The organism is Halalkaliarchaeum desulfuricum (assembly GCF_002952775.1).
Taxonomy (GTDB): domain Archaea; phylum Halobacteriota; class Halobacteria; order Halobacteriales; family Haloferacaceae; genus Halalkaliarchaeum; species Halalkaliarchaeum desulfuricum.
Genome location: NZ_CP025066.1, coordinates 465,171 through 482,964, shown reverse-complemented (window position 1 = coordinate 482,964; position 17,794 = coordinate 465,171). Strand labels below are relative to the sequence as shown.

Genomic DNA, 17,794 nt, shown 5'->3' with positions numbered 1-17,794 from the left:
GCAGACCGGCAGCCGTTTTTTGAGCCGTCTCAGCTCCGGGTAACGTCCGTGACCGGGTAGCCGGCCGATTCGATCGCCTCCACGATCGCGCTGGCGTGTTCGGTCCCGCTGGTCTCGACTTCGAAGACCAGATACGCCTCGCCGACTGCCAGGTCCTGGACCGACCGGTCGTGGCGGACGTTGTGGATATTCGCCCCCTGGTTGGCGAGAATCCCCGACAGCTCCTCCATCACGCCGATCTGATCGTCGATCTTGACCCGGAGGTCGAGCAGCTGTCTGCGCTCGGTCATCGCGTGAACGAGCACCGTCCGCAGCATCGTCATATCGAGGTTGCCCCCGCACAGAAGCGGCATCACCGTCTCGCCCTCGACGTCGAGCTGATCGCCCAGAAGCGCCGCGACCGACGCCGCCCCGGCACCTTCGACGACCTGTTTTGCCCGCTCTAACAGGAGCAGGATCGCCTTCGCGATCTCTTCGTCAGTTACGGTGACGATTTCGTCGACGTGTTCCTCGATGAGCCCCAGCGTGAGATCGGAGATCCCGCCAGTCGCGATCCCGTCGGCGATCGTGTTCACCTCCCCGAGGGTGACTGGCATTCCCTTGTCCAGACTCTCGTGGACCGTCTCCGCCCCGGTCGCCTGCACGCCGACGATCCGGGTGTCCGGTGCGAGGTGGTCGAACGCCACGGCGATCCCGCTTATCAGTCCGCCGCCGCCGATCGGAACGACGACGGTGTCGACGTCCGGGAGATCGTCGTACATCTCCATGCCGAGGGTTCCCTGGCCGGCGACGATGTCCGGATCGTCGTAGGCGTGGACGAACTCGACGTCGCCGTCTCCTGCGAGCGATTTCGCGTGGGTCATCGCCTCCTGGAAGTCCTGGCCGACAAGTTCGACGGTCGCGCCGTACTCCCGGGTGGCGTCGATCTTCGCCTGGGGGGCGTTTCGGGGCATCACGATCGTCGAATCCGCACCACACTTGGTCGCGGCGAGTGCGACGCCTTGCGCGTGGTTGCCGGCGCTGGCGGCGACGAATTCCTTCGTGCCCTCCTCGACGGCCCGTGAGATCTTGTTGAATGCGCCCCTGGTCTTGAACGACCCCGTCCACTGGAGGTGCTCCATCTTGAGGTGGACGGTTGCATCGACCACCGCTCCAAGCGAGGTGCTCTGCTCGACCGGCGTCCGCTTTACCACTGTCGGATCGTCGAGCCGTTCGTTGGCCCGCTCGATGTCCTCGTACCGTACTCGCGTGTTGTCTCCTGTCATCGTTCGCGTGATCGTCTGTCGTGTATCGTCGATCCGAACGGACGCTACTCGTGCCGACCGTAGTATAAGTGCACCGGTGACGACACAGGTCGCCCCACGTCCGTCTCGACGTAGAACGCGTCCGGGAGAAAATTTGCTATTCGCCGAGTTTTCTCGGGAGGGACTTACCGGGCTCAACTCTTCACACAAAGAATTTTATAACCTCCGTTAGACATTACACCTGTCACGGAGGCAACTTACACATGTACGAGCAGATCCTGATCCCGACGGACGGTAGCGACGAAGCCGAAGCAGCCGCACAACACGGTCTCGATCTCGCCGAGGATCTCGGCGCCGACGTCTGTGTCCTGTACGTCATCGAGTCTCAGGTGAGTGGGCTTCCATCGAAGTCGATGCAACAGGCCGCGTCGATGGACGAGATGGAGGAGTACGGCGAGGAACTCACCGGCCGGATCGCCGAGAGGGCCGAGGAGGCGGGCCTCACGGCGGAAACCGCGATTCGTAAGGGCAAGCCCTACGAGGAAATCGTCGATTTCGCCGACGAGAACGCGATCGACGCGATCGTGATGGGGACTCGGGGCCGCAGCGGGATCGAAGATTACCTCCTCGGCAACGTCACGGAGAAGGTCGTCCGCACGTCGAACGTGCCGGTCGTGACGATCCGCCGACCGAAGCTCTAGTAACGGGCCGCGTTCGATTTCGGTTTCTTTCGGTCAATCGATACGTACTCGTCGGGAGCCGTGGCTGACGGCGAATGAAAAAAAAACCGGAAAACGCGGTTGCGTCGGTCAGTCGTCGGATTCGACGAAGTCCACCGACGTGCCGGGTAGCGAGTCGTCACTTTCCTGCATGAAGATCGGACGCCGCTTCCCGAACAGGACGGCCATCGCCACCACGGCGACAAGCAGGATGAGGCCGAACGGTCCGCCGGTGATGATCGCTGCGGCCTGCAGCGCGTCGACGCCGCCGACGACCATCAAGATCGAGGCCAGCAGTCCGATGAGCGCTCCCCAGATGACGCGGTTGACCGTCGAGGGGCTCTCAGCGCCGCCGGTGGTGAGCATCCCCAGGGCCAGCGTCGACGAGTCGGCCGAGGTGATGAAGAACGTCGTGATCAACACCAGGAACAGGAACATGAACACACCGCCGAGCGGCAGGGCCTCGAACATCGGGAAGCCGACCACGGCTTCGTCGAAGCCGAAGTCCGCATACACGTCGAGGATCGGGGCGATGTTGTTCATCTCCATGTAGATCGACGTGCCGCCCATCGTCGCGAACCACGGGATGGTCACGCCGGTCGCGGCGAAGACGCCCGTAAAGGCGACCTGCCTGACCGTCCGACCGCGGGAAATGCGGGCGATGAACAGCCCGACGAACGGCGCCCACGAGAACCACCATGCCCAGTAGAAGACGGTCCAGCCGCCGACGAAGCCAACCGGATCCACCATGGATGCCTCGGTGTAGAGGCTCATGTTGATGAAGTCGTTGATGTAGCCGCCGAGCGCTTCGGTCCCGGTGGTCATGATGAACCTGGTCGGGCCGACGAAGAAGATGACGACCATCAACAGCGCGAACAGCGCCATGTTGAAGTAGGATATCCGGCGGATCCCCTTCTGGATCCCGGCCGCCACCGAGATCGTGAACGCGATGGTCAATCCGGTGATGGTGATGACCGTCCCCATATCGCCCAGCTCGATCCCGTAGGCGTACTCCAACCCCACGAGGAATTGGGAGCCGACGAGTCCAAGGGTCGTCGCGACGCCGCCGATGGTGGCGAACACTGCGACGATGTCGATGATCTTCGCCCAGACGCTGTCGAGGTTGTCCAGCCCGACCCACGGGGCGATCACCGTCGAAATGCGCAGCGGCGCGTCGTACCGGTACGCGAGGTAGGCGATCGGGATTGCCATCACGACGTAGGCCGACCACGCCGAGATGCCCCAGTGGAAGAAGGTGTACTGCATCGCACCGACTGCTGCATCACCCTCTCCTGGGAAGCCGAGGTACCCGATTCCCTGCTCGAAGGGGTCACCGAAGAAGACGACGCCCTCCGTGGGGCCCCAGAACACGATCCCTGCGGCGATCGCTGCCGAGTACAGCATCACGAAGTACGACAGGAACGTGAATTCTGGTTCTTCGTCTTCCTTCCCGAGCCTGATGTTCCCCCATGGCCCGAGTATCAGGAAGAAGACCATCAGCACCAGGACGAACATGATGAGCAGGTACGCCCAGCCCAGGTTCGTCCACAGGAAGTCGTTTACGTCCCACATCGCCGCTGACGCCGCCTCCTCGCGCAGGACGAACGCCGCGACCGCCAGTGCTGCCACGACCACGCCGATACCGAATACGACGTAGTCCAGTTCGCTCGTGAACTTCTCCATCCAGCCTTGCGATTGTTGTTGACTCATATTTAATCGTTATTTACGTTCCAGTGAACCCATGTGAGGGTCGTTTCCAAACGACTCATTGATCTGTTATAAAACTGCCGTCGGTCCGTACGGTATTTTTCGACTTCTTCTGCCGATACGGTTCGACTGTCCGTGACATGATCGATCTCGTCAAACGACCCCACCATCAGCGAGGGTCATCTAGAGTCAATTCGCGGATCTATTATAAATCTGCCGTCGGTTACGCCTTCGCGGCCCGGTGTTCTTCGACCAATTCCTTCGCGACTTCGACGGCGGCGTCGGCGTTGTCGCCGTAGCCGTCGGCACCGATCTCCTCGCACCACTCCTTTGAGGTGGGGGCGCCGCCGACCATGATCTTCAGGTCGTCGCGGAGGCCCTCCTCCTCGAGCAGTTCGATGACCTCTTCCTGGTGGTCCATCGTCATCGTCATCAGTGCGGACATGCCGAGAATGTCCGGGTCGTGTTCTTTGACGGCTTCGACGAACTCTTCGTTGGGGATCTCGACGCCGAGGTCGACGACCTCGAAGCCGTTGGCCTTCAGCATCGTGATGAGGATGTTCTTCCCGATGTTGTGGATGTCCTCGTCGACGGTGCCGATGAGGAACTTCCCGCCGGTGTCCTCGTCGTCGAGTTCCAGATCCGCAAGCAGTGGGTCGACGTGCTGGACGCCGGCACGCATGCAGTCTGCCGACATCGCCAGCTCGGGCAGGAAGACTTCCCCACGTCCGAACTTGTCGCCGACGGTCTTGACGCCTTTCGTCAGGCCCTTCTGCAGGATGTCGAGCGGATCGTACCCCTCGTCGATCGCCTGTTTGGTCAACTCTTCGGTCCGATCCTCCTCGAGATCAATGATCGACTGCTGGATCTCGAGTAACAGTTCGTCCTCGACTTCTTCCTCGGCATCGTTTTCTCCCCCATTGGTGTCGGTCATGTATCCAGTACCCGGAGAAAGATTATGATTGTCTATAAAGCTTGTTTTTCTTATCAGACACGACCGCCGGATTCATTTCCTTTCAATGACGAGAACTGGTGAAGTAGGCGCTCTATAGCTGATTTACGGGAGGCGCCATTCCATGCTAGATTGGTTCGATTGGAGTACAATTATAGATTCACAAGTCCCACTATGGTTGTATACCGACCGAGAACCATTGTTGTATATCGGTCAAGTGGATCGCCTCCGCTGCGTGTCGCCGGCGGAACTCGGGCCTCGCTTATAAACGCCCGAAACACCGAGCAACAACTTACTTAGCATCGCAGAGAAATTTTCGAACGGAAGGCGACGGGTCGAGCGACAGCTGATTCGACTCGTGCGCGCGAACATCCACAACTATGACAGAGATAATCGACGGAAACGAGGTCGGCGATCGCATCAAGTCGGAGCTGGAATCGAGCATCGGGACCCTCGAGGAGGAGGGCGTCACGCCGGGGCTGGCGACGGTGTTGATGAGCGACGACGCCGCAAGCGAGACGTACGTCTCGATGAAGCAGAAGGCCTGCGAGCAGATCGGCATCGAGAGCTTCCACCACGAGATCGATCCGGACGCGCCCGCGGACGTCCTGTTCGAGAAGATCGACGAGCTCAACGAGGATCCCGCGGTACACGGCATCCTCGTCCAGATGCCCGTACCGGACCACGTCGACGAGCGTGCGGTCCTGGAGTACATCGACCCGATGAAGGACGTCGACGGCTTCCACCCGGAAAACGTCGGCAAACTGGTGGCGGGTAACGCCCGATTCAAACCCTGTACGCCGTTCGGTGTCCAGAAACTCCTCGAATCGGCCGGCGTCGACACCGAAGGGAAAGACGCGGTGATCGTGGGTCGGTCGAACATCGTGGGCAAGCCGATGGCGAACCTGCTGATCCAGAAGACGAAACTGGGCAACGCCACGGTCACCGTCTGTCACTCGCGGACGAAAAACACGGCCGAGAAGACGAGAAACGCCGACATCGTCATCGCCGCGGTGGGTGTCCCGGAGTTCGTCGACGGGTCGATGCTCACCGAGGACACGGTCGTCATCGACGTCGGAGTGAACCGCGTGGACGCAGACAACGAGAAGGGCTACGAACTGGTTGGCGACGTCGAATTCGACTCCGCCAAGGAGAAAGCCTCCGCGATCACGCCCGTGCCAGGCGGCGTCGGACCCATGACGATCACGATGCTCCTGTACAACACGGTCAAAGCCGCGAGCCTCCAGCACGACGTCGACATCGAACTTCCCTGAGCTGGACCCTGCAGTGAATTTTCTGCGGCAACGGGCCGCACCTGGAAATGTTTATGGGGGAGTCACAAGTAATCACAACCAGACGTGAAAGAATACGATACGGAAACACAGCCGGTGCCATCCTTCGACAGACTCACGGAGGAAGGTGAGGAAGCGCTCCACGAGGCAGCGATCCGCATCATCGAGGAGATCGGGATCCAGCTGAACCACGAGGAGGCGATCGAGGTCCTCGAGGAACACGGCGCCGAGGTTCACGAGGACAACGTCGTGACCATCCCCCGCGACGTGATCGAGGACGCCGTCGAAACGGCCCCCTCCTCGTTCACGCTCCACGCGCGCAATCCGGATAACAACGTCACGATCGGCGGCGACTCCGGGGAGCCGCTGCGTGCGCCGGGCTACGGCGCCCCGAACGTCCGGACGTTCGAGGACGGTCGTCGGAAGTCGACGATCGAGGACTACGAGACGATGATGAAGCTCGTCCAGACCGAGGACGTGCTCAACTCCGCCGGCTACAACGTCTGTGAGCCGAACGACGTCGACCAGGAGGTCAAACACCTGGAGATGGTAAAGCGGTCGCTGACGCTCACCGACAAGGTGCCGATGGTGTCGGCGTACGGCGAAGACCGGGCCGAGGCCGGCCTGGAGATGGTCGGCATTGCACACGAGGATCCGGACCTGTCGAAGCCGTACGCGGCAGCGCTGGTCAACACGGTCCCACCCCGGAGCCTCGACAAGAAGATGCTGGGCGGGCTGCTCACGATGGCGAAGAACGGCCAGCCCGCGGTCGTCTCCTCGTTCACGATGGCCGGCGCGTCGGGGCCGGCGACGCTTTCGGGCGCGATGGCACAGGCGAACGCGGAGAACCTCACGGGGATCACCCTGGCACAGCTCGTCAATCCGGGCACGCCCGTCGTGTACGGCGTCCCCTCTTCGAACATCGACGTCCGGTACGGCTCGCTGTCGATCGGTAGCCCCGAGTCGGCGCTGTTCATCTCGTTTGCCGGGCAGATGGGGCGGTACTACGGCGTCCCGTCACGGGGCGGCGGCGGCCTCTCCGACTCCAAGTCGGTCGACTACCAGGCCGGCTTCGAATCGATGATGACGCTCACCGCCGCGGAGTTTTCGGGGATCGACTTCGTGCTCCACTCGTGTGGCATCCTGGAGTCGTACTCGGCGATCTCCCCGGAGAAGTTCGTCCTCGACTGCGAGCTGATCCGGAACCTCGAACGGATCAACGAGGGGTTCCAGATCGACAAGGAGAGCTTCGCGTTCGACCTCATCTCGGAAGTGGAACCCGCGGGCCACTACCTCAGCAAGCGACACACGCTGACGCACTCTCGCGACGAGCATTTCCGCACCGAGGTGTTCGACAAGCGCTCCCACGGTGACTGGGAGGAGGACGGCGAAAAGACCGGGTTCGAGATGGGGCACGATCGCGTGCAAACCCGGCTCGAGGAGTACGAACGACCGCCGATCGACGAGGAGATCGAGGAGGACCTCGAGGCGTACGTCGCGGAAGCCACCGAAACCGCCTACTGAACCGAGATCGATCCGCTGGTTGCACCGACGCCGCCACGCCGCCGGGGCGTGACCTGCTCCCCTCCCGATTCTCATTCGTCGCTCGCTGCGTTCAATCCCCCTCCGTTCCGTTCGACCCCCGTCTACTGATTTCAGGCGAATCCCCCTGTTTGTCAACGTTTTCCACGATTATTCGCCAATCAGATGAATTATTCCTCGGGTGTACTTAAACGAGCCAAGGACTAAACAGAACCTTTCTTAATGGTGGACACTGTTGTCTCTCCTAGCTATGTCTGAAGACGATAGCGGATTCCCGACGGACTACGAAATCGCACAGGACGCCGATCTGGAACACATCACTGACGTGGTCGAGCCGTTCGGTCTCACCGAGGACGACCTGGAGCTGTACGGCGACTACAAGGCCAAACTCTCGATGGATGCGGTCGAGCGTCTCAAAGACCAGCGGTCGGAGGATTCGAACCTCGTTTTGGTCACGGGAATGACGCCGACGCCGATGGGCGAGGGCAAGACGGTTACCACCGTCGGCCTGGGCCAGGCGTTCAACCACACGGGCCGGCAGGCGATGATCGCCATCCGCGAGCCCTCGCTGGGACCGGTCTTCGGTATCAAGGGCGGCGCCGCCGGCGGCGGCTACTCGCAGGTGCTGCCCATGGAGGACATCAACCTCCACTTCACGGGCGACATTCACGCGCTGACTGCGGCGCACAATCTCATCTCCGCGATGCTGGACGCCCACATCTCGAAGGGCAACGAGCTCAACATCGACCCGAACAACATCTCTTGGAAGCGCGCCATCGACATGAACGACCGCGCGCTGCGCAACATGGTGATCGGGCTGGGCGGCGAGTCGGGCGGTCAGACTCGCGAGGCGAGCTTCCTGCTTACGGCCGCCTCCGAACTGATGGCCGTGCTGGCGCTTGCCGACTCGCTTGAAGACCTCAAGGAACGCGTCGGCCGGATCATCGTCGCCTACGACGAGGAAGGCGAGCCGGTCACCGTCGACGACATCGAGGCAACCGGCGCCGCCACGATCCTGCTTCGCGACGCTTTGAAGCCGAACGTGGTGCAGACGCTGGAGGGAACGCCGGCGCTGGTGCACGCGGGGCCGTTCGCGAACATCGCTCACGGCACCAACTCGCTGATCGCCGACCAGGCCGCCTTCGGGATGGCCGACTGGGTGCTCACCGAGGCGGGCTTCGGCTCGGACCTGGGCGCCGAGAAGTTCCTCAACGTGGTGAGCCGCTTCGGCGACGTCGAGCCGTCGGCGATCGTGCTGGTGTCGTCCGTGCGTGCGCTCAAGTACCACGGCAAGGACATGTGGCCCGCCGACATGGACGAACTCGAAGAGCCGGACGTCGAGGCCGTCGAGGCCGGCCTGGAGAACCTCGACAAGCACGCCGCGAACCTCCAGCAGTTCGGCGTGCCGGTCGTCGTCTCCATCAACCGGTTCCCGCAGGACACCGACGAGGAGATCGAAGCGGTCGTCGACCACTGTGAATCCCAGGGGATCCCGGCGGGCGTCTCGAACGTCTTCTCCGAGGGCGGGGAAGGCGGCGTGGAACTGGTCGAGAAGATCACCGGTGCCGTCGAGGAGAGCGAGGCGGACTTCGAGTTCCTGTACGACACCGAAGAGTCGATCAAATCGAAGGTCGAGACGGTGGCGACGGAGATCTACGGCGCCGACGGCGTCAACTACGTCGACGGGGCCGAAGACGACATCGAGCGGATGGAAGAGCTGGGTCTGGACGACATGCCGATCGTGATGTCGAAGACGTTCCACTCGTTCAGCGACGACCCCTCGAAGAAGGGCGTCCCCAAAGACTGGACGCTTGACGTGCGTGAAGTGTACCCGTCTGCTGGCGCCGGCTTCCTGGTCGTGCTAACTGGCGACGTGATGGACCTACCCGGCCTGCCGGGTCGTCCCGCCGCCGCCGACATGGACATCGACGCAGACGGCACCATCTCCGGCCTCTTCTAGGCCGCCGGTCGCTTTTCACACGTTTCCGTTTTTTATGGGGCTGTCGACTCGTCCGACAGTCGCCACAGCGCCCGGTAAAGCGTCCACAGGTCGCAGTCGACACGATCGGCGACCCGGCGACACGCGCCGAGATACCGTTCGTAGTCGGACGGGGAGAGTGGATCCGGGTACGGCTCGGAAAGCTCTCCGGCCGTTCCGAGGGTGTTCCACTCCCGGGCACCGACGGCGACGTACTGTGAGGGATCACTGAAAAAGAGGAGTGCCGAGGCGACGCCGACGTCGACGCCCGAAAGCGCCGTGAGCTCACCGACGGCGTCGGCGGCCGACTCCGATCGTTTCGCGGCCTCGATCGACTCCATCACCGCTTCGAAGTCGTTCTCCCGGAACCGGCTCTCGGCGTCGCGTCGGTCGCGGTCCGGAAACGCCCCGAGGTGACGGCGGTAGTACCATCGCACCGGCCACTGGGCGTCGCGGCGGCCGTACTCTCCGGAGTCGAACGTCTTCGGCATGATCTCGAGGTGGTCGGCCTCGACTGCGTACAGCGGTTCCACGCTCCGGTACTCGGCGGCTTTCTCGGCGACCAGCGAGGGCGAGAGTTCCATACGGCGGGCAAGGGGTCCAGCGGGGTGAACGTTTCCCCGAGAAAGATTCATGTCTCTGGAGTCGCAGGTTGAGACGTATGACTCGACATCCACACACGATCGCCAGCCCGGGGACGACGGGACGGGAGAAACTAAAACCGGTTACCTTCTGGAGTGATAGAAATGTCCAGTGACGACGAGCCGGTGAAGACGATCTGTCCGTACTGTGGCGTCGGCTGTGGTATCTCCGTCCAACCCGGAGCGGAGCCGGGCGACATGCGGTTCATGCCGTGGGGCGAGGCCCCGGTCAACGAGGGGCGCGTCTGCATCAAGGGCGGTGCCGCGACGGAGGTCGTCGACCACGAAGACCGACTCACCGACCCGCTGATCCGGGAGGACGGCGAGTTCCGCGAGGCCACCTGGGAGGAGGCGTACGACCTGGTGGTTTCGGAGATGCAGCGGATCCGCGAGGAGCACGAGCCGGACGCGATGGGCTTTTTCGGCTCCTCGAAGGTGATGAACGAGGAGAACTACCTCCTCCAGAAGCTCGCGCGGCGCTACGGCACCAACAACGTCGACAACTGCACGCGGATGTGCCACGCGTCGACAGTGTGGGCGCTGCGGACCAGCCTGGGCGCCGGCGCGATGACAAACAGTATGGCGGACCTCCGCGACGAGGCGGACGTGCTGTGGATCCAGGGTGCGAACCCGGGCGAGCAGCACCCGATCGCCAACAGCCAGTACTTCAGGCAGGCAGTGCTCGAGGGGGCGACGGTGATCCAGGTCGATCCCCACGCCAACAAGACGACCCGGTCGTTCAAGATCGACGAGACCGACCGGCACATGCACCTCCAGCTGAAGCCCGGGACCGACATCCCGCTCTTGAACATCGTTCTCAAGACGATCCTGGAGAACGGCTGGATCGACGAGGAGTTCATCGAACAGCGCACCGAGGGGTTCGACGACCTGACGGAGACGCTCGAGGACTTCGACAAGGAGGCTGCCGCCGAGGAGTGTGGCGTCCCGCTTTCGGACATCGAAGCAGCCGCAGAGAAGTACGCCACCGCCGACAACGCCGCCATCTTCACCGGGATGGGGATGAGCCAGCACACCTGCGGAGTCGACAACGTCCAAAACGAGATCAACCTGGCGTTGATCACCGGCAACCTCGGCCGGCCGGGGACGGGCGTCAATCCGCTTCGCGGCCAGAACAACGTCCAGGGGACCTGCGACGTCGGCGCCATGCCGAACGTGCTTCCGGGCTACCAGCTCGTCGACGACGACGAGGCCCGCGAGAGTGTCGAGCAGGAGTGGGGCTTCGAAGTGCCTCCGGAACCGGGCCTGACGAACGTGGAGATCTCACACGAGGCCGGAAAGTCCGTCCACGGGCTGTACGTGATGGGGGAGAACCCGATCATGAGCGAGCCCGACGGAAACCGGGTCGAAGAGCGCCTCCAGGAACTGGAGTTCATGGTCGTCCAGGACATCTTCATGACCGAAACCGCCAAGCTGGCCGACGTGATCCTGCCGGCGACGACGTGGGCCGAACGCGGCGGCACTGTCACCAACACCGACCGTCGCGTCCAGCGGATGCGGGGGGTCGAGAAGGTTCACGAGAACACGAAACACGACCTCGACATCATGATGGAGGTCGGCTCCCGGCTGTTCGGCGATGAGAAGTTCCGGTTCGATGACGTCGAGGAGGTATTCGAGGAACTGCGCCAGGTCTGCCCGATCTACCACGGGATGACCTACGACCTGCTGGGCGAGGAAGGGCTCCAGTGGCCCTGTTATGAACCCGGCGACGAAGGGGACACGTTCCTCTATGAAGATGAGTTCGACACGGAGAACGGCCTCGGGCAGATCGAGGGCGTCACCCACCAACCGCCAAAGGAGACGCCGGACGAGGAGTACCCCCTCGTGTTGACGACCGCGCGGCTGGAGGAGCACTACAACACGGGGACGATGAGTCGGCGGTCGCCGACGCTGAACCGGCAGCACCCAGAGAACTTCGTCGACATCCATCCGAACGATGCCGAGCGGTACGGCATCGAAGACGGCGAGTACGTGAAGCTCAAGTCCCGCCGCGGCGAGATCACGCTCCTGGCGCAGGTCACTGAGGATATCAAAGAGGGTGTCGTCTGGACGACGCCACACTTCGCAGCGGCCTCGGCGAACCGGCTCACGAACGACGTGCTCGACGAGCGGGCGAAGATCCCCGAGTACAAGGCCGCGGCCGCGGAGGTCGAGATCGGGATCGAACCCGCGGAGGCACCGGACGACGCGCCCGCGGACGACTGAAAAGACGAAGCCCAAAAGCGCCGTTTTTCGACCAGCGTATCGGAGTTTCAGTTTCCGCCCTTGCGGAAGATCTTGTACAGCGGGTGATCCTGGGAGGGGCGGCGGCGCTCGGTCATCTGGGCCGCGTAGCCGACGTAGGCGTCGGCCTGCGAGACGACGGAGTACATCTCGGGAGCACTGTGGATCGTTCCATAGAGGTTGAAGTCGGCCCCGAGGTGGACGATGACGGAGTTGGCGACCGCCTGGCGGAGCTTCTTGGTGTCCGGGCTCAGTGGGTCTTCCATCTCCCAGCGGATCACTTCGTTGTGCGGGGAGCAGCCGGCGGGGATGCCGTACCGGTCCTTGATCTCGTGGATCGCCTTCGCGGCGAACCCGGAGTCGGGGATGTCGATGACTGCGGGGTCGACGATCGGCTTCGAGATGCCCGCCTCCTCGGCGACCTCGAGGTTCTTGTCGAGCGCGTCGAACCGGCCCTGCAGGGTGAGGTTCTTGGTGTCGATGCTGAGCAGGACGGCGGCGTCGATGCCGGCGTTCTGGATCGCCTCGATCTCGGTGTCGACCTCCTTCGTGCTGGACTCGATCGAGTTGTAGATGATCTGGTCCTGGATGCCGATCTCGCCGACGTGTTTGGCGGCCTTCGATCGAATATTTGGGGTCGGGCCGTCCATGAAGATCGGGATGTCGGTCTCCTCGGCGACGAAGTCGACGTGTTTGATCAGCGCCTCGGGCGTGTCGCCGATCACGTCGAGCATTGCGGGGTTGCCAGTCTTCTCGGAGGTTTCCTCGACCATCCGGATCGCCTCGCGGGCACCCTCCTCGTCGAACTCGCCGGTTTTCGGGTCTTCGAGCAGGGAGTCGCCCTTGTAGAAAATACTGCCGACCATCACGGTGGGATGCTCGCCGGGTTGCCCACCGATCTTGACGCCATTAATGTCGTACACCTCTTGCTCCGCTTCGAACGTGAACATCGTGTACAGGTACTGTGAGGGCACCCTTATTTCTTTGTAACTTATTCGGCGGGTCTTTTTTGTCGGACCTCGCTCCCGGCCGAGTCCCCGGCGTTCCTTGGTGGTTGCTACACCAGTTCGCGTCGCCACTTCTCGGTATCGGCGGCCTGGTTGAACGTGTACAGGTGGACGCCTTCGATCGGGTAATCCGGATCCGCACCGTACGGCGCGAGTTCCTCGACGAGCCTGTCGGGGGTGTAGTTGCCGCGCGATCCGACGAGCTGTTTGACGAAGCCGATGATGCCGGTGGTCTTGCGCAGGAAGCCGATCGAGTCGCCGACGCCGACCTTCCGGGAGATCTGCAACAGCCGCTGGTACTTCACCACGCCGGGTATTCCGACGTGTACCTGGAGGTCGATCCCCCGATCCTGGACTTCGTCGGTCCACTCGATGATCGCTTCGGGGTCGAAACACAGCTGGGTGACCGCGTACGTGGCATACGGAGATTTCTTCTCGAGCGCCTCCGCGAGGGTGTCGTCGTCGATCTTCTGGTGGCCCTCGGGGTAGCCGCCGATGCCGACTTCCTCGAAGTCGTAGCCGTGTTCCGCAAGCGCCACGAGCGCGTCGTGGGCCGACTCGAACTCGCCGACCGGTTCCTCGTTGTCCCCGCCGACGACGAACAGATCCGAGATCCCTGCCTCCTCGTACTGGTCGGCGATGTCCTGGAGGTGGTCGACGTCGCTTACACCCCGGGCGGCGATGTGGGGGGTCACCTCGAAGCCGCGCTCGACGGCGTCGAGCGACACCTCGACGGTTCTGTCGACTCCCAGATCCGGCGAGGCGGTCACCGCAATCTTCGATCCCTCCGGCAGCTGGTCGGCCTGATCGTAGAAGCTGTCGAACGGTAACAACTCGAAGCGCGGATCGGTGAGTAAGGCTGTGATGTCGTCGCGTGTCATTTCTCGGTATCTCCTCTTTTAGTATGAGTGAAGCCGGGATATATGTTTGGAAGAATGAAATAATACTTTGCTATCTCGGGGAGAAACACGCGGTTCGAGAAACAGTATTTCGGTCCCACCGCTGCGCGCTTCCAGCCGCGGGGGTGGGGTGGAGGACGGTGGAGGCGGTCCGATGGCAGCTATATGGGTTTTCCGGCTGGATACCGTTCGAGGTGTTCGGTTTCTCCATCCGATTCGAGCATCGATTCCAGCACGGACGTGTCGCCGTCGACGACCGAGAGCGTCACGTCGTGTCCGTCGCCGTGTTCGGCGGAGAGTTCTGCAACGAACTCCCGGAACGACTCGGCGTACTCCCGGTGGAACTCGCGGCACGTGCCGGTGTCGACCAGAACCACCCGGTCGTAGAACCCGACGACATCGTGGAAGAAGCGCCCGATCGCCTCCCGGGACATCCCCTGCCCGCGTTCGACTGCGCGTTCGAACCCGTCGGCGTCCGGCCAGGTAATCGTGAGTTCGTCGGTGTCGGCTGCCGCGCGGTCGAACTGTTCGATCAGTTGCTCCCCTTCCCCGAGGAATCCCCGGTACAGTTTGTGGGCGTCGAGGCCGCGGTCGATCCACCCGCGTGTGAGATAGTACGTCCCGCTGGCCTTCCGCTCGCCGAATTCGAGCGGTTCGATCCCGTGGAGGAACACCGAAACGCAGTCGCCGGCCCGGCTGCGGTACAGCGGTACCCGTTCCGTCTGGATCCCGGACAGCGCCTCGTCGTCGGCGTCGTACAGGAGGTGGATCCGGTCGATATCGGCGTCTTCGAGTTCCCGGACGTGTCGCTCGATAACCTCGACAATCTCTGCGTTCCGGGGAACGTTCACCGGAAACTCGTGATACTCCTGGGGGACGTACCGAACCGTCGCATCGGGTGCGAACCGGTCGAGTTCCGCATACAGGGTTTCACAGGCGACGATTCCGAGTGCGTCCTGTCGGGGTAGATCGCTCATCGTTCGGCGCTGCGTCCCTCGCGCACGACGACACCCCGCCCTTCGTCGAACTCACCGATCCGTTCCCGGACACTGGGGTACAGTTCGATCCGCTGGTGGGGGACGTACATCGACTCCATGAAGTTGTTCCGGAACACGTCGGTCCCGGCGATCTCGAAGTACTCGACGTGGTCGACGATCTCCATGGCCTCCGCTCGCTTGTCGCGGTTCAACAGCGCGAGCTGTGCCCCGATCCCGGCGGCGTTACCCAGGGATTCGACCGCGTCGAAGTCGACGTCGGGATACAGTCCGACCGTCATCGCGGACTCCGGATCGATGTAGTTGCCGAACGCCCCCGCGAGAACGACCCTGTCGACGGTGTCGATGTCGAGTTCGTCCATCAACACGCGGGTACCGGCCTGGATCGCTGCCTTCGCCTGCTGGATCTCCCGGAGGTCGTTCTGGGTGACGACGACGTCACCGTCGATCCCGGACTCGTCTGCGAAAACGAGCACGTACTCGAGGACATCGTGGGCGTTGCGCCTGAGCCGCGGGTGATCCAGCAGTTCCTCCTGGAACTGTCCCCGCTGGTCGATCACGCCCGCCTCGAACAGCTCCGCGAGGACGTCGATGATCCCGGACCCACAGATACCGATCGGCGGCTCGTCGCCGATGACCTCGAGGTCGGGTTCCAGCGTCTCGTCGTCGATCGTGACGAACTCCACGGCGCCGTCCCGGGCGCGCACACCGTGTGTGATCTCCGCGCCCTCGAGTGCGGGACCGGCCGGCGCGGAGGTCGACCACATCCGTTCGCTGTTCCCGACCGAAATCTCGCCGTTGGTTCCGATGTCGACACAGACGGTGAGTTCCTCGCGTTTGTGGTGCTCGGACACCAGAAGCACCGACACCTTGTCCGGCCCGACCCACCCGCCGCTTATCGGGAGCCAGTAGAGGTAGCCGGCCGGGTTGATGTCGATGTCCAGCTCCCGGGCCTTGACGGTGACGGGGGCGTGGTTGGCCGCCACGTACGGGGAGCCGGCGACGTAGTGGGGATCGATCCCCAGAAAGAGGTGATGCATCGCGGTGTTCCCGACGAACACCGCCTCGTAAACGTTATCGGGGTCGATTTCGGCTTCCTCGACCACCTCGTCGACCAGTTCGTTTACACCGTCGACGATCGCGTCCTGGAGCTCTTCGCGACCGTTCTCGCTTCGTCGAGTGTGTCGCATCCGGCTCATGATGTCGCCGCCGAACGTGCTCTGTGGGTTCATCCGCGAACTCACCGCGACGCGGTCGGCGGTCCGGAGATCGACGAGATAGACGGCGATCGTGGTCGTCCCGATGTCGATAGCCAACCCGTACATCGTCTCGTCCCATCCCGGGGTGACGTCGATGATCTCCTCGTCGTCGTACACCGTCACCGTCGCGTGGAGTTTGTCCTCGACCTCCGCACCGCGCATCAGGTTCGGCAGCTCCTGATGGACGACCCGATCGATCTCTTCGATCGATACTTCGTAGTTTTCTTTGAGCGCTTCCCCCACACGTTCGAGGTCCGCCGTGTTGTCCGAAAGCGACGGCGGCGACAGCTCGAGGTGGTAGTTCGTGACCACGGGATCGAGATCGACCTCCAGTTCTCTGCCTTCGGTGAGGACGACGCCGCCGGTGTTTTGCGAGACGTTCGGAACCGTGACGTCGACCGGGCCACATTCGACGTCCGAACGACAGGAGAGTCGGTAGCCCGATTCGAGTTGCTCTTCGGAGAGCAGTAGTTCGTCTGCGTCCGTGACGGCGGACAGACAGTCCGCGCCGTCGTCGACGACGACTTTGCAGGTGCCACAGAGACCCTCGCCGCCACACAGACTTTCGATCGACAGACCTGCCCGGTCGGCGGCCTCGAGAACGGTCGTTCCCTCCTCGACGTCGACGCTCGTCTCCCAGGGAGAAAATCGCACAGTCGGTTCGTCACTCATGTCGGTTTCTGTTGGAGAACAGGAATGCCCCGTCAAAAGGGTGTCGCCGTGATTTGCTAACCCGCCACGAACCACGTCCGAAAGCAAAGTATCACCGACATAAACTATATCTCCGGCGGATTGCATCTCACGGACGATGTCAGACGAGTACACCGTCGTTGATCCCGACGAGATCGAACCCGACCAGTTTCCCGAGTCCGGACTAAACCACAGAAAACTGACGGAGGCGCTCGGTGCGACGGAGATGCGGGTGAACGTCATCCGACTGTCTCCCGGAGACGTCACCGGGTATCACAGACACGAGCGTCAGGAGGAGGTGTTCGTGTTGTTGTCGGGTCCTGGCAGGGCGCGGATCGGCGGGGATCTCGTCGACGTGCCGAAGTGGGGTGTCGTTCGCGTCCCCTCGGAGACGCCGCGACAGTTGTTGAACGACGCCGAGGAGGGTGAGGCGGTGTGGCTCATGCTCGGTGCGCCGACGGTCGGCACTGTCGAGGACTACGGGGAGTACGTTGTGGTCGACGAGGAATGAGAACCGAACCGTTCGATCCGATGTCTGGCGCCCCGGCGGTTGTCGGTACGATAACATTCCTACTGTTGTAATGGAGCACTTAAAGGGGCGAACTATTTAACGACAAGAGTTACGTGT

Annotated in this window: 14 protein-coding genes; 6 read left to right on the top strand and 8 right to left on the bottom strand. The window is 62.6% G+C overall.

All coding sequences use genetic code 11. The features are described from left to right. Positions 1–29 precede the first annotated feature (29 nt). Positions 30–1,265 carry a threonine ammonia-lyase gene (gene ilvA, locus AArcSl_RS02370; RefSeq protein WP_119814478.1) on the bottom strand — a complete coding sequence of 412 codons (1,236 nt, stop codon included), beginning with the start codon at positions 1,263–1,265 and terminating at the stop codon, positions 30–32. A gap of 242 nt (positions 1,266–1,507) precedes the next feature. On the opposite strand from ilvA, the gene AArcSl_RS02365 reads away from it, so the two are divergent. Then, positions 1,508–1,945, top strand: coding sequence for a universal stress protein (locus AArcSl_RS02365; RefSeq protein WP_119814475.1), 438 nt, complete (start codon positions 1,508–1,510; stop codon positions 1,943–1,945). 108 nt (positions 1,946–2,053) lie between these two features. Here AArcSl_RS02365 and AArcSl_RS02360 read toward each other — a convergent pair whose 3' ends face one another. Both AArcSl_RS02360 and AArcSl_RS02355 read right to left on the bottom strand, forming a co-directional pair. Then, entirely contained in the window at positions 2,054–3,673 is a 1,620-nt protein-coding gene (locus AArcSl_RS02360) for a BCCT family transporter (protein WP_119814472.1), read from the bottom strand. Positions 3,674–3,893: 220 nt separating this feature from the next. Beyond that, positions 3,894–4,604 carry a corrinoid protein gene (locus AArcSl_RS02355; protein ID WP_119814469.1) on the bottom strand — a complete coding sequence of 237 codons (711 nt, stop codon included), beginning with the start codon at positions 4,602–4,604 and terminating at the stop codon, positions 3,894–3,896. Positions 4,605–5,002: 398 nt separating this feature from the next. Between AArcSl_RS02355 and AArcSl_RS02350 the strand changes: the two genes are divergently transcribed. The 3 genes from AArcSl_RS02350 (at position 5,003) to AArcSl_RS02340 (ending at position 9,416) form a co-directional block, all read left to right on the top strand. Then, the gene (locus AArcSl_RS02350) at positions 5,003–5,896 is read left to right on the top strand and encodes a bifunctional methylenetetrahydrofolate dehydrogenase/methenyltetrahydrofolate cyclohydrolase (RefSeq protein WP_119814466.1); all 894 of its coding nucleotides are present in this window, start codon (positions 5,003–5,005) and stop codon (positions 5,894–5,896) included. 84 nt (positions 5,897–5,980) lie between these two features. Further along, the gene (locus AArcSl_RS02345; RefSeq protein WP_119814463.1) at positions 5,981–7,438 is read left to right on the top strand and encodes a trimethylamine methyltransferase family protein; all 1,458 of its coding nucleotides are present in this window, start codon (positions 5,981–5,983) and stop codon (positions 7,436–7,438) included. Between the two features lie 268 nt (positions 7,439–7,706). Then, on the top strand, positions 7,707–9,416 hold the full coding sequence (locus AArcSl_RS02340; protein WP_119814460.1) for a formate--tetrahydrofolate ligase: 1,710 nt from the start codon (positions 7,707–7,709) through the stop codon (positions 9,414–9,416). 32 nt (positions 9,417–9,448) lie between these two features. Here AArcSl_RS02340 and AArcSl_RS02335 read toward each other — a convergent pair whose 3' ends face one another. Continuing rightward, positions 9,449–10,018 carry a hypothetical protein gene (locus tag AArcSl_RS02335; protein WP_119814457.1) on the bottom strand — a complete coding sequence of 190 codons (570 nt, stop codon included), beginning with the start codon at positions 10,016–10,018 and terminating at the stop codon, positions 9,449–9,451. A gap of 162 nt (positions 10,019–10,180) precedes the next feature. Between AArcSl_RS02335 and fdhF the strand changes: the two genes are divergently transcribed. Continuing rightward, positions 10,181–12,298 (top strand): formate dehydrogenase subunit alpha, encoded by a 2,118-nt coding sequence (gene fdhF / locus AArcSl_RS02330; RefSeq protein ID WP_119814454.1) that lies wholly within the window; start codon positions 10,181–10,183, stop codon positions 12,296–12,298. A gap of 47 nt (positions 12,299–12,345) precedes the next feature. Here fdhF and AArcSl_RS02325 read toward each other — a convergent pair whose 3' ends face one another. From AArcSl_RS02325 to AArcSl_RS02310, 4 genes are all read right to left on the bottom strand, one after another. Continuing rightward, positions 12,346–13,266 carry a tetrahydromethanopterin S-methyltransferase subunit H family protein gene (locus tag AArcSl_RS02325; RefSeq protein WP_119814452.1) on the bottom strand — a complete coding sequence of 307 codons (921 nt, stop codon included), beginning with the start codon at positions 13,264–13,266 and terminating at the stop codon, positions 12,346–12,348. A gap of 107 nt (positions 13,267–13,373) precedes the next feature. Further along, positions 13,374–14,204 carry a methylenetetrahydrofolate reductase gene (locus AArcSl_RS02320; RefSeq protein WP_119814449.1) on the bottom strand — a complete coding sequence of 277 codons (831 nt, stop codon included), beginning with the start codon at positions 14,202–14,204 and terminating at the stop codon, positions 13,374–13,376. Positions 14,205–14,383: 179 nt separating this feature from the next. Then, positions 14,384–15,199: a DUF1638 domain-containing protein gene (locus AArcSl_RS02315; protein WP_119814446.1), complete on the bottom strand. Its 816-nt coding sequence runs from the start codon at positions 15,197–15,199 to the stop codon at positions 14,384–14,386. Continuing rightward, positions 15,196–17,148 (bottom strand): ASKHA domain-containing protein, encoded by a 1,953-nt coding sequence (locus tag AArcSl_RS02310; RefSeq protein WP_161945903.1) that lies wholly within the window; start codon positions 17,146–17,148, stop codon positions 15,196–15,198. Before AArcSl_RS02310 ends, AArcSl_RS02315 begins: the two co-directional genes overlap by 4 nt. Positions 17,149–17,284: 136 nt before the next feature. On the opposite strand from AArcSl_RS02310, the gene AArcSl_RS02305 reads away from it, so the two are divergent. Next, entirely contained in the window at positions 17,285–17,677 is a 393-nt protein-coding gene (locus AArcSl_RS02305; protein ID WP_119821668.1) for a cupin domain-containing protein, read from the top strand. Positions 17,678–17,794: the final 117 nt, after the last annotated feature.